Consider the following 24,925-nt stretch of genomic DNA (forward strand, 5'->3'; position numbering starts at 1 on the left):
CCGGCAAATGTCCGCCTACTGCCCTGTTTCTCGCGTCCACCATCTCGATACTTGTTAAGTACCTGTACAAGCTGGGCATCTCAGGAGGAAATCATGAGCTTCACAACGCCCGCCTTAGCGAAGTCGGCGATCGTAGCCTTAGCGGCCGCCACCGTCGCGTTAGCCGGGACTCCGGCCTCAGCCTCGACGACCGCCGATCCAGAAACAACCGCCCAGTTCCGCTGCGGCTACTACAGAGACGCGAACGGAAACTGGTACGGGCACTGCGATGCGCCCCCGCGGACCGACGTCATCATCAGAGTGGAGTCGTATACCGGCGATTACGACATGTGCGTCAAGCCGGGTCTGACGAAGCTCGACGCCTTCGCCCATTATGCCTATTACGTCGGCAGACTGTGCTCGGCCGGGTGACGCAAGCCCTCGCGGCTGCTGGGCGGCTCGCCCGGCAGCCGCGACACCGGGAAGGGAGAAGCCGGCTGCATCGGGGCGGATTTTGATTGCGGCGATACCCGGCCCGAGAGATCTGGGATAACGCTCGCAATCTCGCCTTTTGCGCAGACTCTTACGAGCAGAGGTCCTATAGGTAGGAGCGGCGAGCCCGAATCTTGAGAGCTGACTCGCCCGACGTGCCCGACGCCGTGGCGTCGACCAGGACGGCCCGCGAGTGCGGGTCACCCAGCGCCATGGCCGAGATCAGGTGGAGCCAGCGGAACGCCGAACCGGGGCCGGTCGCGTTGATGGTGCCGGTCACGTCCGTGCCGCCGGTCAGGGACCACGTGTCCGTCGTGACGATCGCCGCCCTCAGCCCTCCACAATCGACCAGCAGATGCTGGCCGGCCTGCACCGTGCCCGCGTATGACACTGTCCCGCCGGTCGCCACGTCGCGCAGGGACGGCTGGACGGCTGGGCCTGTGACCCGCAGCACGGAGTCGACGATCGGGCCAGTGCTGCCCGCCAGCGGAGTGACGATCTGGCCCGCGCCCGGCAGTGTCCCCGTCCACGTCGAGTCGACCTCGTCCCGCCAGTACACCCCGGGCACCTTCACCACGGCGGTCAGCCGTGCCATCGCCGCGCCCGCGAAGTACTCCGGTTCCGAGGTCGCCTCCACGGTCACTCCGGCCACGCGGATGATCGACCCTGTCGCCCACTTGAGCATCATGAGCCGGTGCCGCGTGCCGAGCAACGCGCCCAACGCTTCGAGGTTCGTTTCCATCTGCTCGGCCCCGCCGTCCGCGCCGGACGGCGCGTACGGGTAGACGGTGAACGCGAGCCCGAACGTCGTCGCCTCATGGTCCAGACCCAGAACCGGCAGGTCACCCGACCGGCCCGGGACGGACAGGTTGACAGTCCGCACCCCCGGCAACGGCCGCCTTTTAGTGCCCTTCTTCAGCCGCCAACACCCCGCTGGATGGTCAAGGGGAACACCGTCCAGGATGTACGTCGCGGACATCACACCACCCCCATAGCGCTGGCCATCTGCAGGCCGCGGTTGATCGTCTGCGATGACGGCTCAGCCTGCGGGTTGATCGAGGTCAAGTTGATGACCACTCCCCCGCTGCGGCCAGGCCCGCCAACCGCGGCCGCGCCCGGGTTGACCGACGCGGACAGGTCAGGGGCGAACGCCGCGGTGAGCTGTCCGGCGATGCTGCGGGCCGTGCGCAGCACCTCACCGGCCGACGCCTGCATGCCCTGCGCCATGCCGAGCATCGTGAACCCGCCGATCTGCGCGAACACCTTCGATGGGCTAGAGATGCCGAGCGCCTGCCGCACCCAGTCCGGCATGATGCTGGAGAAGAAGCCGTAGATGGCGTTCTTCAGCCAGTCGTACATGCTGACGATGCCGGACCACACGCCGGTCATGACGGCCTGGCCGATGCCGCTCATCACCGCGCCGATGTCTCCGACCGCGCGCACGATCTGGCCCGGCAGGTCAGCGAAGAAGCTGACCAGCGTGCCGCCGATCCACCGGCCGATCCCGGTCACCAGGTCCGGGATGATCGAGTGGCCGATCAGGACGTCGTACAGCCAGCCGAACAGCTGTACGACGCTCTGTACCATCGTTGCCACGACGGTCGAGATGAACTGGAACGCCGGACCCAGCAGTGTCGTCAAGCCCTGCGCGAGCAGCGCGACCAGGCCGACGACCTGCGGCAGCACCGCGCTCGACAACTGCACCAGCGACGGCAGAAGCGGCAGCACAGCCTGGAAGATCTGGATGAAGCCCGTCGCGAGCTGCATCAACACTGGAGCCAGCGCCGCTGCGAGCTCTACCGCTTGCGGCAGGGTTGACGTGCTGAGCTGCACCATCAGCGGCAGAATCGGCGCCACAGCGCGCAGCAGCGTGGAGAACGTCTGGACGAGCTGCAGCAGCGTGGGCGTCAGGTCGAGCAGCGCTTGCATGAGCTGCACGCCGAACAGCACCACGGCCTGCGACAGCAGCGGCAGAATCGGCGTGATCGCCCCGACAACCACGCCAAGGGCCTGCACCAGGACGCCGCCGAGGATTGCCGCGACCTGCCCGACCAGCGGCAGAAGAGGAGCCAGCGCGGGGAGAAGCGCCGACGCGAGCTGCGCCACCAGATCCGCCAGCGGGCCAACCAGCGGCACCACGGCAAGCAAGAGCTGACCGAACGCCGTCGCGATCTGGCCGACGACCGGCTGAAGCCGTACCAGCACCGGCACCAGCGCGCCGGAGATGACCGCAACGGCCTGCACGATCACCGGCATCAACGCCGTGGCGAACACCGCGACGAGCTGCAGCAGCGGCGGCAGAAGCGGCGCCACGGCGGCGACCAGCTGGCCGACGCTCACCAGCAGCAGGGAGACGGCCGGTGTGACCTGCACGACCGCGGACAGCAGCGCCCCGGCAAGAACCTGCACGATCAGTTGCAGGGCGCCCAGGACCGGGCCCAGGAGTTGCGCCCCGACCTGCACCAGCCCGGCGATGAACGGTCCGAGGATCTGCAGAATCGCGCCGACGCCGACGACGAACTGGGCGAGCAGGCCGGAGTTCGCCGCGAGCACCGCTGTGATCGGAGCGAGGAACTGTGCGACCTGGTTGGCGAAGACGCCCATGGCCCCGGCCAGCTGCGACAGCATGGGGACGATGGCCGCGATGATCTGCCGCACCGCCGGGAGGATCGGCACCAGCACCTGCACCAGCGCCGTGGTGAGCTGGGCGATCAGCGGTGAGATCTGCTGGAACATGGCCGCCAGCTGTGGGGCGATCACCTGCGTGAAGATCGTTTGCAGGTTGCCGGCCAGCTGCTTCAGCGGCTCCTCGAACGTGGCCGCTGCGGCCTTCAGCTGCGCCGTGACGGTGCTCGCCATGCTGGCGAACGCCCCTTGGACGCCGTCAGCGGTCGCAGCTGCAGCGATGCCGATCGCGGCGATCCCGCCGACCAGGCCGACGAAGGAAGCGGCGACGCCCACAGCGACCGCGGACGCGGCCACCCCGAGCGACGCGAGTGCCGCGCTGGCCAGCGACGCAGTGAGAGAGATCGCGGCGCCAGTTTTCGCTACCTGGGCTGCCCCTTTGTCGAACCGGCCCGCCATGGTGCGCAGCGCGACGACTGCCCGGCCCAGGCCGGGGGTGAGGTTGTCCCTCAGCGAGATCGTGGCGAACAAGTCGCCGACGTTGAGCGCCACGATCTCACCTCCCGGGAGCGTTCGTTGGCGATGGGGAGGTCAGGAGAGAAGGCCGACCGCTGCGGCGTACTGCAAGCCGCGGTTCATCGACTTGCTGGTCGGTTCGGCCTGCGGATAGTGGTTGTTGATCACCATGTGGATCTGGCGGCCGTCACCGCCGCCGCCGGAGTTCGCCGGCGCGTCGGTGGGCGCCGGGGGCAGCGAGGCGATCTGGGAGGCGGAGATCAGCTGCTGGGGGTGTGCCGAGCGGACCAGAGTGCTGGACATCCTGGTGGCCATGCTCTGCAGGTGCTTCTGCTTGCTCGCCATGCCGTTGATCAAGCCCTGAACGTTCTGGGCGCCGATCTCCGCGAACACCTTCGATGGGCTGGAGATGCCGAAGATGCCCTTCACCAGGTCGACCGCGCCCTTGGCGAGGTTCTTGATCGTGTTGACGAAGGCGTTCCACGCGTTGATGAAGCCGTCCTTGATGCCGTTGACCAGGTCCCGGCCAAGGGTCATCAACTTCTCGAAGGAGCTCTTGATCGTGGTTGCGAAGGTGAGAACGCCTTGCTTGATCGTCTCGAACGCGCCCTTGAAATCGCCGGTCAACAGCTTGGCCAGGGCGGTCACAACGCTGATCACCAACGGGAGGATCGACGTGCTGAGCTGGATCAAGGGCGGCAGGAACGGCGTCACGGCCCCGACCACCTTGGCGAAGATCGTCGCCAGCAGCGTCAGGATGGGCGACAGGGCGTTGATCAGCTGAACCAGCGGCGGTAGCAGCGCCTGAGCCAGCTGGGCAACCACCGGTAGGAGCGGCGTGATGGCGGGCAGGATCGCTGAGAAGGCGGAAAGCAGTGCGCCACCCAGGGCCGCTGCGACCTGCCCGACCAGCGGAATGATCGGTGTAATCGCAGGTAGAAGCTGCGAAGCCAGCGTGCCGACCAGCTCCGCGATGGGCGGCAGCAGCGGCAGCACAGCCGTGATCAGCTGCCCGAAGGCTGTCGCGATCTGCCCGATCACAGGGGTCAGCTGGACGAGCACCGGCTGCAACGCCGCTGTGATCGTTTGAGCGACTTGCGTCAGCACTGGCATGAAGGCCGAAGCCAGGGTGCCCGCGAGTTGCAGAATCGGCGGCAGCAGCGGAATCAGAGCGGCCACGATCCCGGCGAAGCCCGTGAGCAGCTGGGCGATCAGCGGCCCGAGCTGCACCAGGACAGGAGCAAGCTGCGCGGCCAGAGTGGACGCGATCAGTTGAAGCCCGGCCATCAGCGGCCCGCCAACGGATCCGGCGAGCTGCACGAAGGCGGCCAGCAGTGGACCGAGCGCTTGCAGGACACCACCGATCCCCGTGACCAGGGTCGCCAGCAGCCCGGAGTTCTGCGACAGGGCGGCCGACACCGGCGCGAGGAATCCGGCCAGCTGCGACCCGAACTGGCCGAGGCTCCCGGCAAGCTGGGACAGCAGCGGAGCGGCCGCGCCCACGATCCCCTGGATGGCGGGCAGCAGCGGCGTGAGCATCTGCCCCAGACCGGCCGTGAACTGGCCGATCAGCGGGGCGATCTGCCCGAACATGCTGGTCAGTGCCGGGGCGATCTGCGACCCGAACATGCCCTTGAGCTGGCCAGCAGCCGCGATCAGCGGCCCCTGGAACACGCTCGCGACGTCGGCGAGCTGCCCCTTGACCGAGGCGCCCAGGTCGGCGAAGGCCGCCTTCACGGCTGGCGCGGCGGCGGCCGCGGTGATGCCGATCTTGGCGATGGCGAGCGTCGCGCCTGCGAACACCGCCGCAAGGCCGCCGCCCACCGCGACGCCGGCCGCGCCCACCCCGGCCAGCAGCGCACTGCTTTTCGCGCCAGCTGAGGCGAGGGATTGCCCCGACTTGACGACGGAGTTCGACATGCGCGTGGCCGCCATGCCAGCGGCGATCAGGGCGGCCTCGATGCCGGAGGCGTGAACCTTGATCCCCGCTTCGGCCTTGGCCAGCGGGCCCGACATCTTGTCGCGCAGGGACAGGGTCGCGTACAGGTCACCGATCGACAGAGCCACGGTTCACCTCCCCTGGGGTCTGTCCGATGCGAGCAGTAGTGCTTGCATCGGTGTCGCTGGTCAGTCGTGAGCGCGGCCACGCGTACGGCTGGCCGTCTTGTCAGGAGGAGGGGCGAGCTGGCGAGCGAGCCGGGAATCAGCCGTCAGCAGACCGAGAATCCGGGTGCGGAGCCACCGCCAGGTGCGGCCCGTCAGCAGGCCGGGCTCGTCGAGGTCGATCCCGTAGTGGCTGTGAAGATCAGCCTCGATGAGGTCCCAGTGGCTCAGGACGTCTTGCCACGTGAGCGCTGGGCCTGCCGGGGCCGGTTCGTACCACTCGTAGAGCCCCGTGACCGGGTCGTACTCGCCGCCGCCTCGGAGGCGGCCCGGTTCGGGGCCAGGGCTTCCGGGTTGCCACCGGCGTCCCAGTACTTCATCGCGGCGTCGACGTCGACCGCGATCCACAGGAACGCGGTGACGCCGCAGTGCTTGATCCGCGGCCAGGTGACCTTGTCGGCGAGCAGCTGGTCATAGACCGGGCCGAGGCATCGCCTGTAGAGGTCGGTCTCCTGGTCGTCGTCCAGTTCGGCCAGGTCCGTCAGGTCGGTTTCCTGGCCGTTCGCGGCGGCGACACCGGCCTGCATGAGCCTCTGGCACAGCAGGCCGGTTTCCGCGTCCGGCGCTGGGACGGTGTACTCCGTGCCGCCGACCGGCAGCGTGAGCGTGTCGTCGAAGAACTCGTCGAGGGCCTTGAGCTTCGCCACGTTACGCCGCCACCGGGTTCTCGATCTCCAGCGGCTTGCCCTGGCCCAGCAGCTCGACCTCGAACGGCTCCAGGTCCGTCGTCTCGCCGCCGGCGCCCTTGTAGTCGACCGCAGCGCGACCCTCATACGCGTCGGGGCTGCCATCGCGCCTGTACCAGCGGCAATGCACGTTCGCGCCAGGGCCAACGACGTGACCGGCCTTGCGCAGGAACTCCTGCCCCGGGTCAGGGACAAACGCCACGGCGTCGGCGTCCCGCTTACGGTTGCCGTTGAGGGTCAGGGTCCAACCGCGCTGGGTGACGACCTGGGAAGCCCAGCCGTCGCCGTCGAAGTCGCTGTCGTCCTCCGTCTCCGTGTCGATCTCCTCGGCGAACTCCGTCAGACCCCGGACGGGCGTCCAGGTCGGCGTGGCGGTGGTGCCGGTGTTGATCTCGACGGTCCAGTCCTTAGCGAGCAGGCTGCGCAGCGTCATCTCATCTCCTTGTGAGCGCATGCCGAAGCCGCCAGCGCAATTGCTAGCGGCAGATGAAAAAGGGGAGGGTCAGTCCCGGTAGGTGGAAGGCCGGACGCATAGCAGCTCGTAGCTGTCGGCCCGCTCCACCCGGCCCGAGCCGTCCCGCGTGTGCGGGGCGATGATGCGCCGTTGAGCCAGCAGCACGAACACGCCGGTGGAAAGTCGGCGGTTACTCAGGCCGTGCACCGCGTTGAACACGGCGTCGGCCAGGTCGTCGGCCACGCGCGGGTCAGGGCCGCCCCGCATCCGGAACTGCACCAACACCGAGGAGTCGGTCTGCTCGACGTCGTCGCCGGCCTGGCCGAGGCCGTACGTCGCGAGGGAAATGGCCAGGTCCGGCGAGGTCGGCAGGCCGCCGAGCGTGATGGCGGTCTGGTTGGCGGTGTAGATGCCGTCCGGGTTCCAGTCCCCCGCGCCAGCGTCCTCCAGCAGCTGGCCGAGACCCGCGAGCAGCAGCCGTGTCCACCCCTGCGGCGGCATCACTTGAACAGCTCCTTGAGCTGCTGGGCGATCATCGCCTTCACGGCGGCGGCTTCCTCTTCGAGCGCCGTCTCCAGGTACTTCGCTTCACGGCCGGGTGCGTGCTTCCAGTCGAGGTTTTCGTGCTGAGCCACCGCGTACGGCTGGCTGTAGCTGATGGAGGCCCGCATGTCGTTGTGGTCGACCGCCGTGTCACCTGAGTTCTGCAGGTGACCCTCCTGCAGCGGCACCCGCATGTTCGACACTTGCAGGACGTGCAGCGCTGCGTCCTTGAGCACCCGGGCGGCCACCGTCTTGGTCTCCTCGTTGAAGGCCGCCGGGTTGAGGTGCATGTTCAGCTTGACGTCGATGCCGTCTTTCACTTCAGCGCCACCTCCACGTGATCGGGTGTGGGCAGGCCGCCTCCGTCGCGGACGAGAGACGTGATGGCTGTGGTCGACCGGCCGTTGACTGTGACCCGGCTGCCGGGCGGGCACACGACGCCGGGCTTGAAGTACACCGTCGTGTCGGACACGATCTCCAAGCCGTTGGCGTCGCGGACGAGCTGCCGCTTGTCGTCGGCCAGGCACGACTCCGTCACCGGGGGGCCGTACACCGGCCCGTACGCGCCTTCTCCGACCAGCGGCTCAACGATCGCCGTGTGTCGGAACATGAAGTCCGGGATGGCGGTCACCAGGTCATCACCGCAATCAGGAATCCGGCCTGCAGCAGGATCGACACGGCATCCTGTGCATATCGGGGCGCCTCGCCGGTCGCGGTGTCCACCCGCGCGAGGCGGACGGACCCCATCGACACGTCCTTGAAAGCGGACGCGGTGCCGAACTCGTCGCCCACCGCCAACGTCCACGCAGCCTGCGCGCAGGTCGCCCGGGTGATGGCGTCCCTGAGCACCGGGTCCAGGGCGATGCCCTGCTTGTCGGTCTCGTAGATCGCGTTGGACAGGAGTTCGTCGACCCGCTCCGACGCCCGCGCGAGCCGCCGGTTGATGTCGGCCGGGCCCGACTGCCCGGTGTAGTCGGTGTAGTCCTGCGCCGTGGCGTAGGTCGGCATGGCTACCCCGCAGGCAGTTCGAGGACCTGGACCGTCACCCCGGCCGGGTCCGAGTAGTCCAGGTAAACCTTGCCGTCCACCTGGTTGTAGATCGCGGGCAGCGCCGGGATCAGCACGTCGCCCGTGTTCGCGGGGATGGTGTACGGCACGTCGGGGAGCGGCTGCCCCTCAACCTCGCCGGGGATCTGCACCGTGACCGTCCGAGGGGCGGCGTTGGTGTTCTTCACGCGGATCATGCGCCTGCCGTTGTTGACGAACGCGTGCCCGTCCGCAGCCGCAGGCGTGGGCAGCGCAGCCGCCAGGTTGTGACCGCCGCGGTTGATCTTCGTGACTGGCAGGTCGGTTCTAGGCATCGTCGTCCTCCTCCTGGCCGAACTCCTTCACCAGAGAGGCTTTGCTGAGGGCGCGAGCGTCCTTCTCGGCCATGCCCCTGGAGATCGCGTACTCAATCCATGCGGCCCTGTTGTCGGTGTCGAGCGGGCGCGACGGCCGGGCCGTGGCGACGGTATCCGGCGCAGCCTCCGTCACCGGCTCGTCCGGGGCGTCGATCAGCAGCCAGTTCGGCAAAGCCTCCAGCCGGGCCGACCGCTGCGGCGTCTCATAGATGCCGCCGTTGTTGCTATTGCGATACACGTACACGCGCGCCGCCCTACGGGTTCACTCGGAAGTCGACCTGCACGATCACCTCGGCCGGGCTACCGGCCGGAGCGGCGGTGACCACCGACAGGGTGTCGCCAGCGGCGAACGTGGCGTTCTGCAGATGCGTCCAGCCCGTCCACGAGTCGGTGTCGGTGGCCAGGTTCTCCGCGAGCAGGTTGCCGCCGTTGCGCTGCGCGTTCACGGTGCCGCCCGTCCCGCCTGCCCGGTAGGCGCGCACGGCGATGGCCGTGCACGCGACCGGGAACCTGGTCACCATGTAGGTGCCGGCCTTGCCCGCGGGGACGCGGTACTCCTTGGTGAAGGTGCGGACGGCGGACAGGTCGACGTCGCCTGCCTTGCCGTCCACGCTGTTGACCTTGTGGCCCATCGCTGCCCCCTCCTGAGGCTGGGAGATGGAAGGCCCGCCCGTGGTGCGGGCGGGCCCGAGAGAAGTTGCAATCTAAAGTGCTTGCGTTAGACGACGTCGGCATCCTTGATCAGGACGGCGCGGTTCTCGTCGAGGGTCTTGGTTCCGTACAGGCAGTCGATCGACACCACGTCTTGCTTCTTGTCGATGTCGTAATCCATGACCACCCTCAAGCCGAAACCCTTATAGCTTGCGACAGCGGCGTTGGCGGCGCCCTGCGGGAGCACGAGAGGGCGGGTCACGAGAGCGAACGCCGTCCGGTGGAAAGCCACGCCGACCTCGGACTTGCTGTTGCCGGTGGTCTGCGCGGGGACCTTGATGTTCTGGGTCTGGTAAGGGTCGTAGCCGAAGATCCTTCTGCCAAGGGACGCCTCACGCAGACCGTCCGTGTCTCCCCTGGCGTCGGCCCTGTTGAACAGGTCGTCGCCGAGCCACAGCGCCTCAGTCTCCGGGCCGCACACCAGGTAACGGTCAGCGCTGGGCACGTTGCGCTGGTTCAACACCCTGCGCGCGTCGATCGCTACGCGCGGGTTGCCGTACGCGTAGACGTTCTTGCCGACCGGGTTCGCCGGGTGCTGCACGTTCGCGACGCCGACCTCCTGCAGGACGTCGTCACGCAGCGCCAAGATGTCCCTGTCGATCTTCTGCGCGATGGCTTCCATCGCAGGGCCGAGGAGCTGCACGCCGAAGTCCTCGATCTTCAACGTGAGCTCTTCCGTGGTGACGGCGAAGCTGACGTCCGCGAAGTGGTTCAGGCGGACCGGGATGCTGGTTTCCTGCGCGTTCTGGATCTGGATACCGTTCGCGCGGACGTACTCGTTGGCCTGGAAAACCGCCGGCTTGCGGACGTTCACGGTGTCGCCGATGCGCGCCGCGAACTCTTCCTCATAGTCACGGTGGACGAGCTGCGCCATCACCGTCGTTTCATAGAGGGTGGCCAGCGCAGCGCGGGCGATCACGGACGGGGTCAGAAACGTGTTAGCCATGTGGGCCTACTCCTTGGGGTTGGACTTCTGGCGGCGCCGTTGCGCACGGAAGTCGTCGGTGGTCATCTGTTCGGGATCGCTGGATCGGCCACCGGGCCCACCGGTGAACTCCCCTCCGCTCCTTGCGGGCGGCCCGCTCAGCGAGGCCGCCTTGAACTTCGGGTTGTCCTCGACTGCCTGCTGAATCCGCTCGCCCAGAGCGGTGCCGAAGTCGTCGGCGTTCGGGTCGAGGTCCTTGATGCTGCGCAGGAAGCTCCGGCTGTCGAGCAGCGCGTCGCCGTCCGCGCCCTGCTTAAGCGCGGTGCGGTGCACGCCCAGCTCGACGAGCGCCCGGCGGTGCAGCTCCCGTTCGCTATCGCGCTCCTTCGCCGTGCTGTCCCGCTCGCTGGTGAGGCGGTCGATCATCTCCTTCGGATCGACCGGCTTCTCCTCCTCGGCGACGAGACCGAGGGCCTTACCGATCTGCTGGGCCAGCTCAGCCTTCGCCGCCGCCGCGACCTCTTCAGGGGACGGCCCGTCCTGCTGCTCGGTCTCCTTCTCCTGGAGCTGCTGGCGGTACTTCACTGCGTCGTTGCGTGCCCGCCGCAGTTCGGCCTGCGCCCACGCGGGAAGGTCGTTGATCTTTCTCGCGTCCGGCTTGGCCTTGTCCTCCTCGACGGCCGGGGCCTGCTCCGGGGCGGTGTCGTTCACCGCTTCCGACGCAGGGGTGTCCTGGCCGGCCTGATCGGCGGTGGAGGCGACCTCGATCTGCTCGTCTGCCATGAGCTGACTCCTTGCGAATCGGTGATGTGCCGCCCGACCTGCGGGCTGTCGCACGCCGCCCGGCCTGCGGGCGGGCATGAAAAAGGCGCACCTGATGGGGTGCGCCCTGGAAGAGACGGGCCCGCGCCGGGCGGGCCTGCCAATGTGATCTAGTGGACGATGTTCGGGTTATCGCCTGGGTCGACTGAAGGCACAGGCGGCGGATCACCCGAGACTACGGGGGCGGGCACCAGCGCCAACGCACACAGGAAGACAGCGATGGGATCCGTGTCTCCCTTGGGCTGATACCACGGCCCGGTCGGCGTGAGCGGCTGAGGGTTCCGAACGAGGTCCTGCATAACGCCCGCGGTTTCCCTGTCCGCGGTCCAGGTCTCGCCATCGTGGTCAACCCACCGGTCGGGCACGATCCGTGACTCAACACGCCAGCTCATAGCACCGCCAAGATCCCGAAGGTGAACGCCTGCAGCTCATCCGTGTGATCAAACCGGATATTGCTACGGCCGTACAAATCCTGCAGGCCGACCTGGAACACCTCGCTGTACCCGCTGGCCGGATCGGGATGACCCTCAGGTACGTACGCCTTGCCTGCGTAGGCGTTCGCCCACTGGTCTTCGTAGGTGTACTCCCTGCCGGGCGAGTAGTACTTGTAGATGTCGTGCATGTCGCGCTGCCGCTCAAGCACGCCAGCACGATTCGTGGCACGCCGACGCACGAACGTGTATTCCAGTTCTCGAAGCCCTGAAATGTACCTCTCCATGCGGTGACCCATCTCGTGCACAGTGGTTTCGCGGCTCTGGTCCGCGAAAGCGCCGTCGTATCGACGCGGCTTGGTCGGCAAAGCCATCACGTCGTCGATGTAGTCGAAGTACGCCCGTTCGGAGCCGACCACCCGGAGCGGTGCCGGGGCATCTCGATCTACCCGGTCGTGCCAGTCGGCAGGGAAGTGCTGCGCCGCCTCGGCGAGTAGCTTGTCCCAGTCGTCGGGCGCTTTGTAGACCCGAGACGACGAGATGACGCTGCTTGGCCGGGCCTTTTCCGCGTTGATCTTTCCACCCATCGGACGCAGATCCGCCAGCAGATCTTGGATTATCTGCTTTTCCCGTCGCGCCACGGCCTGATGCTCCTGCGTGCGCTGATACCCGGTCGCTTTCTGCTCGCGCTCCCGGAGACGCCGCAGTTGAGGGTCCCGGTCGAAGGCATCACGCACGTCATCGAGTAACGCGCGACCGGCCGCCAGGACCGTATCAAGGTGCTCCTCGTACTTCCTTGACGGGCGGCGCTGCCCGCTGGGGTCCGTGATGTAGCCCTGGTTGCCGCGGCCCTTGCGATCAGCAATCCACGCCGCATGGTTCGACGGCAGCGCGGCCTTGGCGTCGTCGATCGCTGTGCGCGCCCGATGGGACACCACCGGACGAGGCGGGTCCTCGGCCTGCCTCGCCCTGGCCGGCTGCGGATCTCGCGAGGGAGTCCTGTCCGGCTTTGGAGGTCTCAGGGACGGATGAAGGTCCGGCGGCGTCGTCTCATCGGGGCGGACCCGCTCACGAGACCTCTGCCGCAGCAGCCCCGTCTTGTCCAGGTGCTCCTTCATCTGCGCTTGGTACGCCTTGGCGTGCTGCTCCGCGACCTTCTTCTCCGGGCTGCCCGCCGGGGCCGCCGCCGCGCGCCGCTTCCACCCTCGGATCTGCCGTTCGAGGTACCGCTGTTGCTGCGTGTCCTCGTACGTCCCCTTTGCTTCCACTTTCGGCGGCGGCTTCGTCATCCCCGGCAGGTACACGCCGAATGTGTGCTTGCAGTTCGGATGTTGCAGGCCCGCCGCCCGCGCCTGGGCGACGGTGCCCGCGACGTGCACGGTCATGGGCTCGCCGGTCAGGACGTTCTTCTCCTGCCGGTCGCCGGCCGCGCCCGACTGGGTGAGCACCTTGCCTTCCCACGGGTCGCACAGCGGGCACGTGTACGGCGCCCGCGACACCATTACCAGGTCACGGCCGTTCTCCCGCAGCGTCGCCAGGTGCCCCTCGTTCGCCGCCCGCGCCATCGCCGTTCGGGCTGCCATCTCCGCGTAGCTGGAGATGGACCAGTTGCGGTTCTTGCCGTCGAAGAATGTGATGCCCTTGGCGGCGAACTTCTGCAGCGCCCGGGTCGTCGCCTGCTCGCGCGTCATCGCGCCGGTCAACGCCAGCGGCGTCGTCTCTGCGATCACCTGCCGGTAGATGTCGTTGACCTGCCGCAACGCCCCCGTGGTGAGGGGAGGCAGCAGCTCCAGCGCATCCTTCAGCAGCTCGGCGAGGCCCTTGCCGGGGCTGATGCCCTGGTCCTCACCCAGCTGCTCCAGTTCCTCGCTGGCCCGCACGAAGCCGTCCTGCCACGCCTTCGTGACACCGTCCTCGATTGCCTGCGCTGCGAGCGCTTCCAAGTCCTTGAGGATCTTCTCGGCCTGCAAGCCAAGCGCCTGGATCTCGGCGAGCCGGGCGCTCGCCTGCTGCGGCGCGTCCCTGCCCTTGGCCAGCGCCTTGGCGATGACCTCGAACAGGTGCTCCTCAGCCTCGGCATACCTGTAGGAGATCGCGGCGGCGAGCGCGATACGCTGGCCCACCTCCTCCATCAGGTCAGCCATCGAGGTCGTCATCCTGGCCAGGGAGGATCTGGTCATTGAACGTCTCGGGGTCCCGGACGTTCAGGCCCATCTCGTCCCGTAGCCGCTTCATCTCCGCGCTCACCTGGTCGTCGTCCCAGTCCGGGTGCACCATGCGGATCCGGGTGTCGATGGACGCGGCCTGCGCCCTGTTCAGCAGCTCAACGGTGCGGGCCACGGCCTCGGTCTCCAGGAACACGCCATCAGGCCACTCGATCTGAGGGCGCTCGGCCGTGACCTTCGACTTGTAGATGTAGTGGTCCACGTGCAGCAGGCAGTCGCCCAGCCAGGCCAGGGCGGGCGTCCAGTAGCCGACCTTCCGGCCCCGAGTGGTGAGGGACTGCCGCTCACGGGAGTGAATCTCCGTCGCGGTCGCCTCCACGCCTTCCCCGGCCTCGCCGAAGGATTGCACCGAGTATCCGGCGCCGCGAAGGATCTGCGCGACCAGGCTTTTCGCGGTCTGCTGGTGCTCGGCCACGCGGATATCGAACTGGCTGACGGTGATCATGTTGCCGCCGCCGTTCGCCGGCGGCAGCATCCCGAGCCCGCTGTAAATCTCCCGGTCCGGGTCCCAGTACGAGCCCTTGCCGCGGCCGGTGTTCTGCAGGTACACCTCGGGCACGATGATCCGCGCCTTGCCGAGCCGCAGGTCCCGCATCCAGGACGTCCAGGTCTCGTCCAAAGCGTCCATCAGCGGCTCAACCCCGGCGTAGTCGGAGCGGCCCAGCGCCGTCCCGCGCAGCGTCCGGTGCGGGCGCATGTTCGGCACGTAGTAAACGAGCAAGCCCTTTTGATAGCCGGAATCGAACCCCCCGTCCGCGTCGACCATCTGCGCGAACCCGGCGGTCGCGGGGTGCTCCTCCAGCGGCACCGGGTGGCCCAGCCGTGCATCGTCGCCCTGATAGAGCCCGTGGTAGACACGGCCCCGCTCGTGCCGTTCCAGGTGCCGCCAGACCACCTTCTGGTCCTCACCCACGACCCGCCAGAACGTCACCGCCGACAGCCTGCCCGAGTGGAACTCCGGCACCGCAGTGTCGGCCGGGACCGAGTCGACCACCGGATAGTCAGCCATCTCGGTGTCCCAACCCACGCGCAGGTAGACGCCGCCGTAGGCGCTGTCCAGTTCGCCGGCCTCCAGCAGCCCGGCGTAGACGCTGCCTTCGTTCACGATCTGGTCGAGCCGCTTCTGCGTCTTCTTCCCCGCCGCGCGCAGCGTCGGCGGCTCCGAGAACAGCAGATCCGCGCTCTTGGCCGCGATGTCCGCCGCCAGCGGGACGTGCAGCTTCGTCGACCTCGACTGTCCGGCCGGGATCGCGCTGCCCCAGAACCAGCGGGCGACGCGGCCGACAGCGCCGCCAGCGAACTGCAGCGGCCTGTCCCAGCCCTTCAGGTCGAGGCCCAAGCCAGGCGTGACCGCCCCGTTGCCGTACACCTCGGCGAGCCGATCAGGATCACCGCTGTACCAGGCCCCATGCTGCCGGTACAGGCGCATCTCAGCACGCATGTGCGGGGGCGGCCACTCCTGGTCTTCGGTTGGGAGCGGCATCACACCACCTCTCGTTTACGGTCGTTCATCAGGTGATGGGGATTGATCCGCAGGGGATCACGGGCCGTTCGACGGCACCGGTCACGCGGACCCACATCAGGTACGTGCCGTCCGGCAGCACCACCGACGAGCCAGGACCGATGAGAATGCGCACCCGCGCGCCCTCCGCGGTGGCGTTGGCCCACTCGGCAGTGCGCCAGTCAGTCTCGATCGGCTCGGCACCAAGGTTCGTAAAGGCGACCTCCACCACCTCCGACCCGGAGGCGCCCTTGATGACGGAGTAGACGTACGGGCGGCTGAGAGACGAGATCGGTTCCACGGCGGAGCCCTCCTACCACGTTGTCGGGGGATCGGCAGACCACGAGGTGTGCGGCGAAGAGGCGTACCACTCCACGACAGGCGGCGACGCTGCCCATACGGTGAAGGGAGCGCTGGCCCGCAACGGCGGCGTCTGCCGCAGCGCCACCCGAGCGGTGTCCGTTTCGATGGCTGGGCTGAGCACCTGCCGCTTCATCGCCGACACCGCGAATGCGACGTCGGCAGTGCTGGCACGTGACAGTTGCGCGGCCCGCGCGAAGGTGACCGGCCGCGACTGGCCGATGTCCTGCGCCAGCGCGAGCGAGCGGATCTTTACGGCACGAAACGGCTGCGCCTGGCCGAGTTCGGTGACACGGGACACCTGCGCCTGGTCGCGCAGCACGGCTGCGGTATCGCTCTCGGTGGCCAAGCCCACAAGGCGGACCTTGCTTCCGGCGAGCTGCAGTGCCGTGTCTGAGGCGCTGGCGCGTAGCAGCACACCGTGCTTGACGGACTGCAGCGGACGCACGTGCTCGGTGTCGATCGCCAGCGCAACCTTCTTGATCTTGACGGCCGTCAGTGGCCGGGCCGTGCCGCTCTCCCCTGCCCGGACGGCTGATGCGGCGCGCACTTTGCCGAAAGGCCGCGCCTCGTCCGTCTCGAACAGGATGGGCAGGCTTGTGCCGGGTCGGGTGCGCACCTGGACGGGCCGGTTCGGATAGCCGCGCCCTGCTCTGGCCATGGGCGTCCTCGCCTACCGGGTCGCGGCTCGATGCCGCGCCCCTGTCGGGATGGAGGTTCGGGAACGCATGGCGGCGCCGAAATTGATCGGGCCGAGCTTGGCCGAACCGAGAGCGACGCCGTCCATGTGCCAGTGGTCACCTGCCGCGCCGTGGAACAGGTGGAACTCCGCATCGGTGGGCTTTCCGCCAGGCCAGGTCCTGGTGGCGGAGATCGCGGTGGCGGTGTGCGTCGTCGAGTCCGGCGTGTGGTACGTCCACACCTCGACGGTGCCGGTTCCTGCGCTGTTGATCGTGTAGCGGAGCTCGACTCGTATCCACGTGTTGATCGGCAGCGCCGTCGCGATGGTGGCCACCTCCGCGTCGGCGTTTCCGGCGTAGATCCGGAGAATTCCGTCGCTGAACAGCCAGGCTTTTGAGATCACGCCGCCGGCCGGGCCGAGCAGCGCGAAGAGGCCCGCTGTCGAGGTCCACGGGCCGACCTGCCGCAGATAGAAGCGGGTGCACAGGACGTCGCCGGGCTGGGTGACGTACTGCCAGTCGATGTGTGTGTCGGCCCCAGGATTGGGGTTGCGGGCAGATAGGCCGCTGCTGGCGAAGAACTGCGCGCTGCTGTATTCGGGCGTCCCCACCACGTTGTTGAACGGGTCACCGCCTGCAGTCGAGTTCTCCGTTGTGATCGTCGTGCCTGCGGGTCCGACGTCGAACGTGTTGCTCCACACGGCGGGGGTGTCGTTGAAGATCAGCTGATCGATGAACGCGGCATCCTCGCCGTCGCTCTGCTCGCTGTCCTTGCTGTAACGGAAGGTCACCTGTGTTACGCCCGCCATCGACAGGCGGCCGGAATACATCCAGGGCACGTCGCCAGACATGCGCAGCACCGTGGTGTCGCCGAAGTCGACGTCGAAGGTGTCGTAGCCCTCCTCGCTGCTCATGCGATACCAGAACTCGACCGTCGCCGCCCCGGCCGGCACCTGCACGACGACCTCGGATACCTGGTCGTCCGTGATGACGGCGCTGCGGTAGCAGGAGCCGCCCTGGAGTGGCTGGTCGTTCGTGCGTATCCAGTCGCCTGTGATGGACACGGCGAAGCTGTCGTCTTCAAAGTCCTCGAGGATGACGGCCACGCCCCGTGCCTCCGATCGTTCAGGCCCGCTCGACCCAGAAGGTCGCCGCGATGGTGACCGCCGCCGGATACCGGGCGCGCAGCACGAACCCCGTGCCGGGCCCGCAGTCGGGGCTGTCGCCCAGCGGCAGGTCGTAGATCACAAGACCGCCATTCGGGGTCAGTGGATAGGAGTCGATAGGGGCCAAGACGGTGGGCTCGTTCCCCGCCGTCCACGCCGCCCCGGCCAAGAACCCTGGCGGAATCACCCGCCCGTACAACTGCTGCGGCGTCACCGCAGTGGATGCGGCGCCCCCGCCGGGCGCGTTGGTGGCGAACGTGGCGTTGCACAGCTCGATGTCGCCGGGCACTCCGGAGGCGTTGACGCCGTACAGGCCGACCCTGATCTTCTTCAATTCCAACCCGAACGAGGTCGGAGCCAGAACGCCCAGGACACTGCGGGCCGTAGATGCCGTCAACGACACCCCCGCTGGCGTGATCACGGAGTAGCCAGTCTTCGCCATGTCACACCGCCCGGTAGAAGCCGCTGGCGTCGATCTGGACGACGACGGTGGTCCCGTCCGGCGTGAGCGAGAAGTCGTGCGCCGTCAGCGGGATGACCGCAGTGTCCGGCGACCCGGTCGCCGGGCGGTAACAGAGGATGATCTTGGCCCACGGGCCGCCCGCCGCCTGCACGGAAGTGAAGGTCTGGTCCGGGATGTCGAGCGGCATCGCGTCGTTCGCCAAATCGGGGAGCACGTCGTTGAGGTCGGAGCTGGCCAGCACCTTGCGGGCGTAGCCGGCGTTCGTCGCCTCATCGGTGGTGCCAGCCAGAACAGCGTCCAGGGTGGTCTTGTCGCGCAGGACGGCATCCGACTCAATGCCCGTGGCGGCCAGCGCCACCATGAGCAGGCTGCTGGTGGCAGGGTCGCCGACGCGGACGCGGTGATACAACTCGGCAACGCGGCCCTTGGCCGCGTTGAAAACGAAGTCGGCCACTAGGCCCTCCCTCAGATCTGGTTGATCAGGTCCAGCAGTGCGTCCCGGCCTCCGTGCCGCCCCTCAACGACAGGGAAGGCCGGGACGCGCCGGGGCTCGACGCGCACCCGTGGGTGCGTCGAGCGGCCCACGCTGAGGCTGTGGGCGTCGTTAGCGCGAGCGTTAGTGCTTGCGCCAGTAGTCGGGTACGCGCTCCATCAGCGGCATCCAGGCCGCCTGGGTGGTGTGCAGGATGTACCGTCCGGCGTCGATGGAGTGGTCGTCGACCTTCACCGGGGCGTCGTCGCCTTTCTCGGCTTTCCGGTCATCCCAGGAGTAGGAGCCGACCTCACCGAGCCAGCCGTGGCAGGAGCGATGCACCCTCAACTGATCGGCGGCGATCAAGTTGCTGACGGTGCGGATCCCGTCCAAGACTGCGTTGTCGCCGAGCTGCGGCAACAGTCCGTCGTGGTGGAGCTGGGTGACGAACGAGGCCGCGGACGGGTCGACGATGATCCAGTCAGGCCGCAGCCCCATCGTGCCGGGCCCGTACGTGTCCGGCACGCCGTCCAACCATTCGCTGATCTTCGCCGAATACTCCGCGTCGGTCAGCTGCCGGCGTTCGAGGCGGGAGTCCCATCGCCACTCGCTGGCCAGGTAGACGCGCCGCTGCCCGTCCGCGTCCGGGACGGACACCCCGGCGAGCAGGGCAGAGAAAGGATTGACCGTGCCGTAGTCGATGCCGACGCCCAGCCACCGTTCCATGAGCGGCAGCTCGTCCACGATGTGCCGGTCCGGGTCCCACATGTCGAAGATCGCGCCTTCGGCCATGCACCACTCACCCAGCACGTACCTGCGGTACCACAACCCGGTGTACTCGGCCTTCAAATTGGCCACGTACACCGGATCGAGCGACGGATTGTCGTCCAAGGTGAAGTGCCACCAGCGCAGATCCAACTCGTGGGACCTGAGCAGGAACCGTTTGCGCAGCCAATGGTTGGGCGCGTCCGGATTCGTAGTCGCGAAGATCATCGCACCCGGCACCGAGCAGCGGGCCAACAGCTGATCCCAGAACGCCTCAGGAATCAGCGTCGCCTCATCCACGTACGCACCCGCGCAGGTGAGACCCCTCAGCCGGGACTCCGAGCGGACGTCGTTCGCACTGATGATCTCAACGCGGCGGCCGAGGATGTTGGCGGTGACCGCGCCGCGCGTGTAGAAGATCCGCCGCGCCACCGGACCCGTCAACGACGGGTCCATCAGCGGCTCGAACACGTTTCGCGCAATCGTGTCGCTCGTCTTGCCCACGACCACCAGGTGGCCACCGCGCGGCGCCTGCGCCACGTAGATCAAGAACCGCAGCAGGGAAGCGATGGTCTTGCCCGATCGCACGCTGCCCGTCCATAGGTTGATCCGCGCCGTGGACTCCGCGATGCTGCGCTCCTGCATCGGCGACAGCGTGACAACCGCCAAGCTCACGGGCTGTCCTCGCCAGCCTCGATGGCGTCGACGACCTCGACCGTCACCTCGTCCTGGCCGTGCCGGGACTGAAGGTTCGCGAACAGGCTGCCCAGCAGGCTGGCGATGTCGCTGTTCTCCGACCCGTTCCGGTTGATCAGGTCCAGGCCCAGCAGCGAGCACCGGCGGGCGATCAGCTTCTCGACCTGGTCGACGGCCTTGACATCGCCGGATAGCGCCTTGGCCCAGAGACTCGCCATGAGCCGGTCCAGCCGGTCGATCTCCATCTGCAGGAGGTGCTCGCTGGCCAGGTGTTCGGCCTTGGCGGCCTTCTGCATCGAGCGGGTGATGTCCTTGGTGACGGCCGCGGACGAGGAGTAGCCAAGGTTCTCAGCGATGATCGTGGGGCTGATGCCCGCGATCCGCATCTGCACCGCCTTGGCGCGGCGCTCGGCGACGACGGTGGCCGACGCTCGCTTCTTACTGGAAACCATGAGGGGACCCCCGTCCGAGGAGTGGAAACGATCAGTGAGCGCGGGTCAGGTGTCGCTGTCGCGCCAGACGTGAAGGACGAGCTGGCCGCCCTTCACTACCGGCCCGAGCCGCATGTCAGGGCCGACCAGGTGTTCGGCGTCGTCGTCCACGAGCACCCCGGCATCCGTCATCGCGCCGTCGACCGCAGCCTTGGCCGAGGGGTACCAGTTGCCCGGGTCGCGCCTGCGCCTGTCGGTTGGCCGGAGCTCGCCGACGACGTACACCCGCTCAAGCCGGGGCATGCCGATCGCCCTGGAGGCTCTGTGACCGGCGCGGCGCAGCAGCTTCGTGAGCCGGGCCTTGGCCATCGGGTGGAGCCGCTGATTGCTGTTCAGCAGCTCCATGCCGGGCGGCAGCTCGATCGTCCAGTCCGGGGGCGGGTGCTCGTCGAACCACATCGGACACCCCCTCGTTACTGGGCTGAGGCGAACGCCCCGATCACCGCCCACGAATGCCACCGGAACAGGACCTCGGGCGCGTGCCACCCGGCGTCGGCCATGGCCTGCATCGTCGTCTGCTGCGGGTACGGCCGGAGCACGCCGCGCAGCGCGCGGGCCTTCGCCCGGATCGCCGCGTCCGAGATGCCGCGCGCCCCCTTGTAGTCGTGCGCGACGTCGGTGCCGATCTCCGCCCACCGCGAGTCGATCGCGCGGATCTTCTCCGCGACGATCAGGGCGCCGGTCTCCGCCGAGCACACCCGCGCGAGCCGCAGCGCCGTCACGCGCTCCTCACGCGGCAGAAACTGCAGCGTGAACAGGCACAACGTCAGGTCAGCGTCCACGTGCACCAGCGGCCCCTCCTGGATGCGGGTCGCGCTCAGGATGACGTCGTGCTCACCGCCGACCTGCTTCAGCTCGATCGCGGCCTGGTCGAGCATCGCGGGCTGCTCGTCGTACAGCGCGAACCGGATGCCCCGGCCCGGGTGCCGCTGCAGGATGCGCCGCGCCGACGCGCCCGTCGACGCGCCGAGGTCCGCGACCAGGCCGCCGGCCGGGACGAGCCAGTCGGTCGTCTCGGCCACGAGGTCCTGGATGACGTCGTAGTGCGGCACGCTGGCGCGTACGTGGTCGTCGAACACCTCGACCACGTCGGGCGTGAACTGCCACGCCCCGGTGCCGAACCGCTCGGCGATGTCGGTGTCGTCGTTGCTCATGCTCTGCTCCTGACGAGGCGCTGATACTCGGCCCGGTAGAAGCGGGCCGGGTTCGGCAGCACGCTCGTGATCGCCGTCTTCAGCCCCAAGCCGTCCTGGAACGCGACCTTTGGCCGCCGCACCACGGAGTCGGGCAGCAGCCCGGCGTAAGCCCGCTGAAGCACGGCCTTCGGGTGGGCCTTGCCGTCCGCGACCGCGTGCTGCTGCAGGGACAGCGCCAGGTCGACCACGTCCGGGTCACAGAACGGGAGACGGCCCTCGACGCCGTACGCCATGAATGTCTTGTTCACGCGGGGGAAGTTCTTCCGCGCCTGCGCGGCCATCAGGTCACGCCGGTAGATGTGCCAGTCGGTCGTCTTCAGGGCGTGGTAGGCGAACCCGTACGACGCCCACAGCTCGTCGGACCCCTCGCCGGAGTAGGTGACCTTGAAGCCGTCCGCGCGGATCCGCTCGGCGAGCTGCAGGCACGCCCAACCGATCTCGACCTGCGCCTTGTGCGGCATCTCGATCACGGACACCACGCGGGCCAGGTCGTCGGCGGTCGGCGCCGGGATGTCGACCTCGACCAGCTCGATCCCGAGATGCTGGGCAACCTCGCGCGCGCACCGCAGGTCCCGCGATCTGGGGTCCATGCGGGCGGTGTAGGCGACCAGGCCGGGCACGTGCTGGGCGAGCTCGTACGTGATGGCGGCCGAGTCGATCCCGCCGGACAGCAGCGCGCACACTGGCACGTCAGCGACGAGCCGCCGCTGCACGGCCTGCCCGAGCGTGGCCTTCAACCGGGTCGACGCCTGCGCCAGCGTGTAGCCCGCCGGCGTGCACCGCTGAGTGTGGAACCGCTGCCAGGAGGCACGGCCCCCGTGGATCGTCCCCCACTGGCCAGCGGGGACGTCCGCGATCAGGTGCGAAGCCATGGGGCGGCCCACCGCGGCGAACGCGCGTAGCTCCGATGCGGCCATGACGGGCTGCGCCAGGTGCAGGTGTAGCGGGCTCTCACCGTGCCGGTCGCGGGCGACGTGGAGCACGCCGGGGCGCCGCTCGTCGGCCCAGGCCACGGCGAACATGCCGTTGACAAGCGGCAGCGCCCGGTCGGGGCCGAGCGCTGCGAGCGCGGCGGCCAGGACCTCCGTGTCGCCTGTCGTTGTCCACACCCGGCCCGGGTCGCGCTCCTCCACTGCCTGGCGCAGCTCAGCGGCGTTGTAAATTTCGCCGTTGTACGCGATCGTGACCGGCCCGTCCCGGAACGGCTGATCCGACCGGGAGTCGAGGTCCTGCACCGCGAGCCGGGTGTGTCCGAGGTGCACGCCGGCCACGGTTGCCGTCCTGGCCGCGTCCGGGCCGCGGTGCGTGAGTGCAGCCACGGCCGGGGCGATGTTCAGCTTGCCGAGACCGGCGACGACACCGCACATCAGATCCTCCCCGCGTCACGCAGCGGCACGAGCACCTCGTCGCGGACGGTCGCGGCGATCCGCGCCATCATCACCGGCGGGACGGCCCGGCCGATGCGTTCCCACCGCCGGTAGTAGTTGCCGGTGAGCTCGAAGTCGTCCGGGAAGCCGCCCACCCTGCGCAGCTCGGCCAGGGTCGGGTAGCGCGGGTGGTCGGGGTGGGTGATGGCGGAGGTGCCTGCCGTGCCTGCCCTGGCCACGATGGTCGGGCAGGGCTGATCCCAGCTCAGCCGCTTGAGGCTCGTGCGTAGGTTGTGCCCCTGGCCTGGGCGAAGCTCTCGCCAATGCTTCTCGATGGCGTAGCCGCGCAGGGTGAGCGGCTGCCCGGTCTCTGGGTCCGTCTCCAGGTCGTCGAACGCGCCGGGCAGGTCGCCGATCGCGTCGCGCACCGTGTACCGGTACGGCAGCGGCTTCGGGTGGACGGGCTCCATGCCGAGGTCGTCGCGGACGCCGACGAAGATGAGCCGCTGGCGGCGCTGCGGCACGGCGAGCCACTGCGCGTCGAGCAGCTTCGCCCGCACCCGGTAGCCCGGCTTGCGCAGCGCGGCCAGGATCTCCTTGAAGTAGCCCTTTGCGGTGCCCTGCACCAGTCCGGCGACGTTCTCCGCGACGAACGTGCGCGGCTGCAGGTCGCCCAGGAGCCGGGTGAACTCGAAGAACAGGTCGTCGACACGCTGCCGGGTGTCGCTGTACGTCTTGACGACGCCCCAGCCCGCTTCGCGTTTGCCGCTGGTGGAGAACGCGGCGCACGGTGGGGAGCCGTCCATGAGGTCGATCTCTCCCGGCTTGAGGTTGATCCGGTCGAGGATGTCCTTCGCGGTGACCTCGCGGATGTCGCGGGTGTCCAGGTGGGTGTGCGCGCTGGCGTTGGCCCGGTACGTGTCGGCGGCCGCGGGGATGAACTCTGACGCCCACAGCATGCGAAGCCCAGCCATGCGGTAGCCGAGCGACGAGCCGCCGCACCCGGAGAACGTCGAGATCGCGTTGAAGCCGTTCGACGGCACCGCCCGAACTTCTGCCATCGACGGCACCCGGTACGGCGGCTTGATCATCGGGGCTTGCCGCTCCATTCGTACGCGCAGCGCGGGCACTGGTAGTCCGTGCTGATGTCGTCGTCGAACGACTGGAACTCCTCCGGCGATGGGCCATCCGCGACGTCGTCGACCCCGCCGTCGACGCCGTACCGCTCGTCGTCACTCACCCCCGCCGCGACGTGCGCGTCCACCGCGAGAGCTTCCTCGAGGTCGGCCAGCTCGTCTGAGGAGTAGCCCGTGGCCGCAAGCAGAGCCGCGTCCGCCTGCTGAATGTCCAGCAGGGACTGAGCCAGCACGTCCTGGTACCAGCCACCCTTCTCACCAGTCCGGTTGTGAGCGATCAGGTACGCCTCAGCGTCCGCGTCGGACCGGGACGACCAGCCGCGGACGATCGGCGCGAGCCATGTGCCGTCCTTGGCCATCTGCACGCCTTCCGGAGGGCTCGCCCCTTCGGCAGCCATCTTCGTCAGGACCTCTTTGCGGCCGTGGCCGACGACGAGCCGGCCGGTGCGTTCGTCGATTTCCCCGGCGACGACGCAGCCGAACGTCTCGATCGAGGCGCGGATCCCGGCCAGGTCGTGGTCCTTGGCGTTCCTTGTCGCGGACGGGATGTCCGGGAGGGGCATGTACTCGATGTAGCGCTGCGTCACGTGTCGGTCCTCGGTTCGATCATCACCCGGCCCCGGCTCGTTTTCCGCGCCTCCCCCGTGCGGCGCAGGG

29 protein-coding genes are annotated in these 24,925 nt (G+C 68.3%); 1 reads left to right on the forward strand and 28 read right to left on the reverse strand.

Features of this window, described 5'->3' with window-relative positions; translation table 11 throughout:
- The first annotated feature begins 93 nt into the window (after window positions 1-93).
- A complete protein-coding gene (locus tag ABN273_RS46100) occupies window positions 94-411 on the forward strand; it encodes a DUF6355 family natural product biosynthesis protein (RefSeq protein ID WP_349455928.1) in 318 nt (105 codons plus the stop codon).
- 166 nt (window positions 412-577) lie between these two features.
- Here ABN273_RS46100 and ABN273_RS46105 read toward each other — a convergent pair whose 3' ends face one another.
- The 28 genes from ABN273_RS46105 to ABN273_RS46240 all read right to left on the reverse strand — a co-directional run bounded on the left by ABN273_RS46105 (window position 578) and on the right by ABN273_RS46240 (window position 24,855).
- On the reverse strand, window positions 578-1,354 hold the full coding sequence (locus tag ABN273_RS46105) for a hypothetical protein (RefSeq protein WP_349455929.1): 777 nt from the start codon (window positions 1,352-1,354) through the stop codon (window positions 578-580).
- A 95-nt stretch (window positions 1,355-1,449) separates the two neighbouring features.
- The gene (locus ABN273_RS46110; RefSeq protein WP_349455930.1) at window positions 1,450-3,648 is read right to left on the reverse strand and encodes a phage tail protein; all 2,199 of its coding nucleotides are present in this window, start codon (window positions 3,646-3,648) and stop codon (window positions 1,450-1,452) included.
- Between the two features lie 39 nt (window positions 3,649-3,687).
- Window positions 3,688-5,628: a phage tail protein gene (locus ABN273_RS46115; protein ID WP_349455931.1), complete on the reverse strand. Its 1,941-nt coding sequence runs from the start codon at window positions 5,626-5,628 to the stop codon at window positions 3,688-3,690.
- A 314-nt stretch (window positions 5,629-5,942) separates the two neighbouring features.
- Window positions 5,943-6,422 (reverse strand): DUF7426 family protein, encoded by a 480-nt coding sequence (locus ABN273_RS46120; RefSeq protein WP_349455932.1) that lies wholly within the window; start codon window positions 6,420-6,422, stop codon window positions 5,943-5,945.
- A 1-nt stretch (window position 6,423) separates the two neighbouring features.
- Window positions 6,424-6,894, reverse strand: a complete 471-nt coding sequence (locus ABN273_RS46125) for a phage tail tube protein (protein WP_349455933.1) — start codon at window positions 6,892-6,894, stop codon at window positions 6,424-6,426.
- 69 nt (window positions 6,895-6,963) lie between these two features.
- On the reverse strand, window positions 6,964-7,416 hold the full coding sequence (locus ABN273_RS46130) for a minor capsid protein (protein ID WP_349455970.1): 453 nt from the start codon (window positions 7,414-7,416) through the stop codon (window positions 6,964-6,966).
- A complete protein-coding gene (locus ABN273_RS46135) occupies window positions 7,416-7,778 on the reverse strand; it encodes a hypothetical protein (RefSeq protein WP_349455934.1) in 363 nt (120 codons plus the stop codon). The genes ABN273_RS46130 and ABN273_RS46135 overlap by 1 nt, the downstream gene beginning before the upstream one ends.
- The gene (locus ABN273_RS46140; RefSeq protein WP_349455935.1) at window positions 7,775-8,068 is read right to left on the reverse strand and encodes a hypothetical protein; all 294 of its coding nucleotides are present in this window, start codon (window positions 8,066-8,068) and stop codon (window positions 7,775-7,777) included. The genes ABN273_RS46135 and ABN273_RS46140 overlap by 4 nt, the downstream gene beginning before the upstream one ends.
- Window positions 8,069-8,085: 17 nt before the next feature.
- Window positions 8,086-8,466: a hypothetical protein gene (locus tag ABN273_RS46145; protein ID WP_349455936.1), complete on the reverse strand. Its 381-nt coding sequence runs from the start codon at window positions 8,464-8,466 to the stop codon at window positions 8,086-8,088.
- A gap of 2 nt (window positions 8,467-8,468) precedes the next feature.
- The gene (locus tag ABN273_RS46150; RefSeq protein ID WP_349455937.1) at window positions 8,469-8,819 is read right to left on the reverse strand and encodes a hypothetical protein; all 351 of its coding nucleotides are present in this window, start codon (window positions 8,817-8,819) and stop codon (window positions 8,469-8,471) included.
- Window positions 8,812-9,105: a hypothetical protein gene (locus ABN273_RS46155; RefSeq protein WP_349455938.1), complete on the reverse strand. Its 294-nt coding sequence runs from the start codon at window positions 9,103-9,105 to the stop codon at window positions 8,812-8,814. The genes ABN273_RS46150 and ABN273_RS46155 overlap by 8 nt, the downstream gene beginning before the upstream one ends.
- Before the next feature lie 10 nt (window positions 9,106-9,115).
- Complete coding sequence (locus tag ABN273_RS46160; RefSeq protein WP_349455939.1) at window positions 9,116-9,493, reverse strand: hypothetical protein; 378 nt, start codon at window positions 9,491-9,493, stop codon at window positions 9,116-9,118.
- A gap of 86 nt (window positions 9,494-9,579) precedes the next feature.
- Window positions 9,580-10,518: a major capsid protein gene (locus tag ABN273_RS46165; protein WP_349455940.1), complete on the reverse strand. Its 939-nt coding sequence runs from the start codon at window positions 10,516-10,518 to the stop codon at window positions 9,580-9,582.
- Between the two features lie 6 nt (window positions 10,519-10,524).
- Complete coding sequence (locus ABN273_RS46170) at window positions 10,525-11,280, reverse strand: hypothetical protein (RefSeq protein WP_349455941.1); 756 nt, start codon at window positions 11,278-11,280, stop codon at window positions 10,525-10,527.
- Between the two features lie 427 nt (window positions 11,281-11,707).
- Window positions 11,708-13,906, reverse strand: a complete 2,199-nt coding sequence (locus ABN273_RS46175; protein WP_349455942.1) for a phage minor capsid protein — start codon at window positions 13,904-13,906, stop codon at window positions 11,708-11,710.
- On the reverse strand, window positions 13,887-15,458 hold the full coding sequence (locus ABN273_RS46180; protein WP_349455943.1) for a phage portal protein: 1,572 nt from the start codon (window positions 15,456-15,458) through the stop codon (window positions 13,887-13,889). Before ABN273_RS46180 ends, ABN273_RS46175 begins: the two co-directional genes overlap by 20 nt.
- A 28-nt stretch (window positions 15,459-15,486) precedes the next feature.
- Window positions 15,487-15,777 (reverse strand): hypothetical protein, encoded by a 291-nt coding sequence (locus ABN273_RS46185; RefSeq protein WP_349455944.1) that lies wholly within the window; start codon window positions 15,775-15,777, stop codon window positions 15,487-15,489.
- Window positions 15,778-15,789: 12 nt separating this feature from the next.
- On the reverse strand, window positions 15,790-16,497 hold the full coding sequence (locus ABN273_RS46190) for a hypothetical protein (RefSeq protein ID WP_349455945.1): 708 nt from the start codon (window positions 16,495-16,497) through the stop codon (window positions 15,790-15,792).
- A gap of 12 nt (window positions 16,498-16,509) precedes the next feature.
- The gene (locus ABN273_RS46195; RefSeq protein ID WP_349455946.1) at window positions 16,510-17,622 is read right to left on the reverse strand and encodes a hypothetical protein; all 1,113 of its coding nucleotides are present in this window, start codon (window positions 17,620-17,622) and stop codon (window positions 16,510-16,512) included.
- A gap of 19 nt (window positions 17,623-17,641) precedes the next feature.
- The gene (locus tag ABN273_RS46200; RefSeq protein WP_349455947.1) at window positions 17,642-18,124 is read right to left on the reverse strand and encodes a hypothetical protein; all 483 of its coding nucleotides are present in this window, start codon (window positions 18,122-18,124) and stop codon (window positions 17,642-17,644) included.
- A 1-nt stretch (window position 18,125) separates the two neighbouring features.
- Window positions 18,126-18,599 carry a hypothetical protein gene (locus ABN273_RS46205; RefSeq protein WP_349455948.1) on the reverse strand — a complete coding sequence of 158 codons (474 nt, stop codon included), beginning with the start codon at window positions 18,597-18,599 and terminating at the stop codon, window positions 18,126-18,128.
- A 162-nt stretch (window positions 18,600-18,761) separates the two neighbouring features.
- Window positions 18,762-20,057 (reverse strand): PBSX family phage terminase large subunit, encoded by a 1,296-nt coding sequence (locus tag ABN273_RS46210; protein WP_349455949.1) that lies wholly within the window; start codon window positions 20,055-20,057, stop codon window positions 18,762-18,764.
- Window positions 20,054-20,530, reverse strand: a complete 477-nt coding sequence (locus ABN273_RS46215) for a hypothetical protein (RefSeq protein ID WP_349455950.1) — start codon at window positions 20,528-20,530, stop codon at window positions 20,054-20,056. The genes ABN273_RS46210 and ABN273_RS46215 overlap by 4 nt, the downstream gene beginning before the upstream one ends.
- Window positions 20,531-20,575: 45 nt before the next feature.
- Complete coding sequence (locus tag ABN273_RS46220) at window positions 20,576-20,968, reverse strand: hypothetical protein (protein WP_349455951.1); 393 nt, start codon at window positions 20,966-20,968, stop codon at window positions 20,576-20,578.
- Window positions 20,969-20,982: 14 nt separating this feature from the next.
- Window positions 20,983-21,723 (reverse strand): class I SAM-dependent methyltransferase, encoded by a 741-nt coding sequence (locus ABN273_RS46225; RefSeq protein ID WP_349455952.1) that lies wholly within the window; start codon window positions 21,721-21,723, stop codon window positions 20,983-20,985.
- Window positions 21,720-23,132: an asparagine synthetase B family protein gene (locus tag ABN273_RS46230; RefSeq protein WP_349455953.1), complete on the reverse strand. Its 1,413-nt coding sequence runs from the start codon at window positions 23,130-23,132 to the stop codon at window positions 21,720-21,722. Before ABN273_RS46230 ends, ABN273_RS46225 begins: the two co-directional genes overlap by 4 nt.
- Window positions 23,132-24,223 (reverse strand): DNA cytosine methyltransferase, encoded by a 1,092-nt coding sequence (locus tag ABN273_RS46235; protein ID WP_349455954.1) that lies wholly within the window; start codon window positions 24,221-24,223, stop codon window positions 23,132-23,134. Before ABN273_RS46235 ends, ABN273_RS46230 begins: the two co-directional genes overlap by 1 nt.
- Entirely contained in the window at window positions 24,220-24,855 is a 636-nt protein-coding gene (locus ABN273_RS46240) for a ParB N-terminal domain-containing protein (RefSeq protein WP_349455955.1), read from the reverse strand. The genes ABN273_RS46235 and ABN273_RS46240 overlap by 4 nt, the downstream gene beginning before the upstream one ends.
- Between the last annotated feature and the right edge of the window lie 70 nt (window positions 24,856-24,925).

This window comes from Nonomuraea sp. B19D2 (assembly GCF_040137845.1).
Lineage (GTDB): Bacteria > Actinomycetota > Actinomycetes > Streptosporangiales > Streptosporangiaceae > Nonomuraea.

What these genes read in the sequence shown, in the direction of transcription:
- ABN273_RS46100 (WP_349455928.1), top strand. Translation starts at nt 94, where the DNA reads ATGAGCTTCACAACGCCCGCCTTAGCGAAGTCGGCGATCGTAGCCTTA.
- ABN273_RS46115 (WP_349455931.1), bottom strand. Translation starts at nt 5,628, where the DNA reads ATGTCGGGCCCGCTGGCCAAGGCCGAAGCGGGGATCAAGGTTCACGCC.
- ABN273_RS46125 (WP_349455933.1), bottom strand. Translation starts at nt 6,894, where the DNA reads ATGACGCTGCGCAGCCTGCTCGCTAAGGACTGGACCGTCGAGATCAAC.
- ABN273_RS46130 (WP_349455970.1), bottom strand. Translation starts at nt 7,416, where the DNA reads ATGCCGCCGCAGGGGTGGACACGGCTGCTGCTCGCGGGTCTCGGCCAG.
- ABN273_RS46140 (WP_349455935.1), bottom strand. Translation starts at nt 8,068, where the DNA reads ATGTTCCGACACACGGCGATCGTTGAGCCGCTGGTCGGAGAAGGCGCG.
- ABN273_RS46145 (WP_349455936.1), bottom strand. Translation starts at nt 8,466, where the DNA reads ATGCCGACCTACGCCACGGCGCAGGACTACACCGACTACACCGGGCAG.
- ABN273_RS46150 (WP_349455937.1), bottom strand. Translation starts at nt 8,819, where the DNA reads ATGCCTAGAACCGACCTGCCAGTCACGAAGATCAACCGCGGCGGTCAC.
- ABN273_RS46160 (WP_349455939.1), bottom strand. Translation starts at nt 9,493, where the DNA reads ATGGGCCACAAGGTCAACAGCGTGGACGGCAAGGCAGGCGACGTCGAC.
- ABN273_RS46165 (WP_349455940.1), bottom strand. Translation starts at nt 10,518, where the DNA reads ATGGCTAACACGTTTCTGACCCCGTCCGTGATCGCCCGCGCTGCGCTG.
- ABN273_RS46170 (WP_349455941.1), bottom strand. Translation starts at nt 11,280, where the DNA reads ATGGCAGACGAGCAGATCGAGGTCGCCTCCACCGCCGATCAGGCCGGC.
- ABN273_RS46175 (WP_349455942.1), bottom strand. Translation starts at nt 13,906, where the DNA reads ATGACGACCTCGATGGCTGACCTGATGGAGGAGGTGGGCCAGCGTATC.
- ABN273_RS46180 (WP_349455943.1), bottom strand. Translation starts at nt 15,458, where the DNA reads ATGCCGCTCCCAACCGAAGACCAGGAGTGGCCGCCCCCGCACATGCGT.
- ABN273_RS46190 (WP_349455945.1), bottom strand. Translation starts at nt 16,497, where the DNA reads ATGGCCAGAGCAGGGCGCGGCTATCCGAACCGGCCCGTCCAGGTGCGC.
- ABN273_RS46200 (WP_349455947.1), bottom strand. Translation starts at nt 18,124, where the DNA reads ATGGCGAAGACTGGCTACTCCGTGATCACGCCAGCGGGGGTGTCGTTG.
- ABN273_RS46215 (WP_349455950.1), bottom strand. Translation starts at nt 20,530, where the DNA reads ATGGTTTCCAGTAAGAAGCGAGCGTCGGCCACCGTCGTCGCCGAGCGC.
- ABN273_RS46220 (WP_349455951.1), bottom strand. Translation starts at nt 20,968, where the DNA reads ATGTGGTTCGACGAGCACCCGCCCCCGGACTGGACGATCGAGCTGCCG.
- ABN273_RS46225 (WP_349455952.1), bottom strand. Translation starts at nt 21,723, where the DNA reads ATGAGCAACGACGACACCGACATCGCCGAGCGGTTCGGCACCGGGGCG.
- ABN273_RS46230 (WP_349455953.1), bottom strand. Translation starts at nt 23,132, where the DNA reads ATGTGCGGTGTCGTCGCCGGTCTCGGCAAGCTGAACATCGCCCCGGCC.
- ABN273_RS46235 (WP_349455954.1), bottom strand. Translation starts at nt 24,223, where the DNA reads ATGATCAAGCCGCCGTACCGGGTGCCGTCGATGGCAGAAGTTCGGGCG.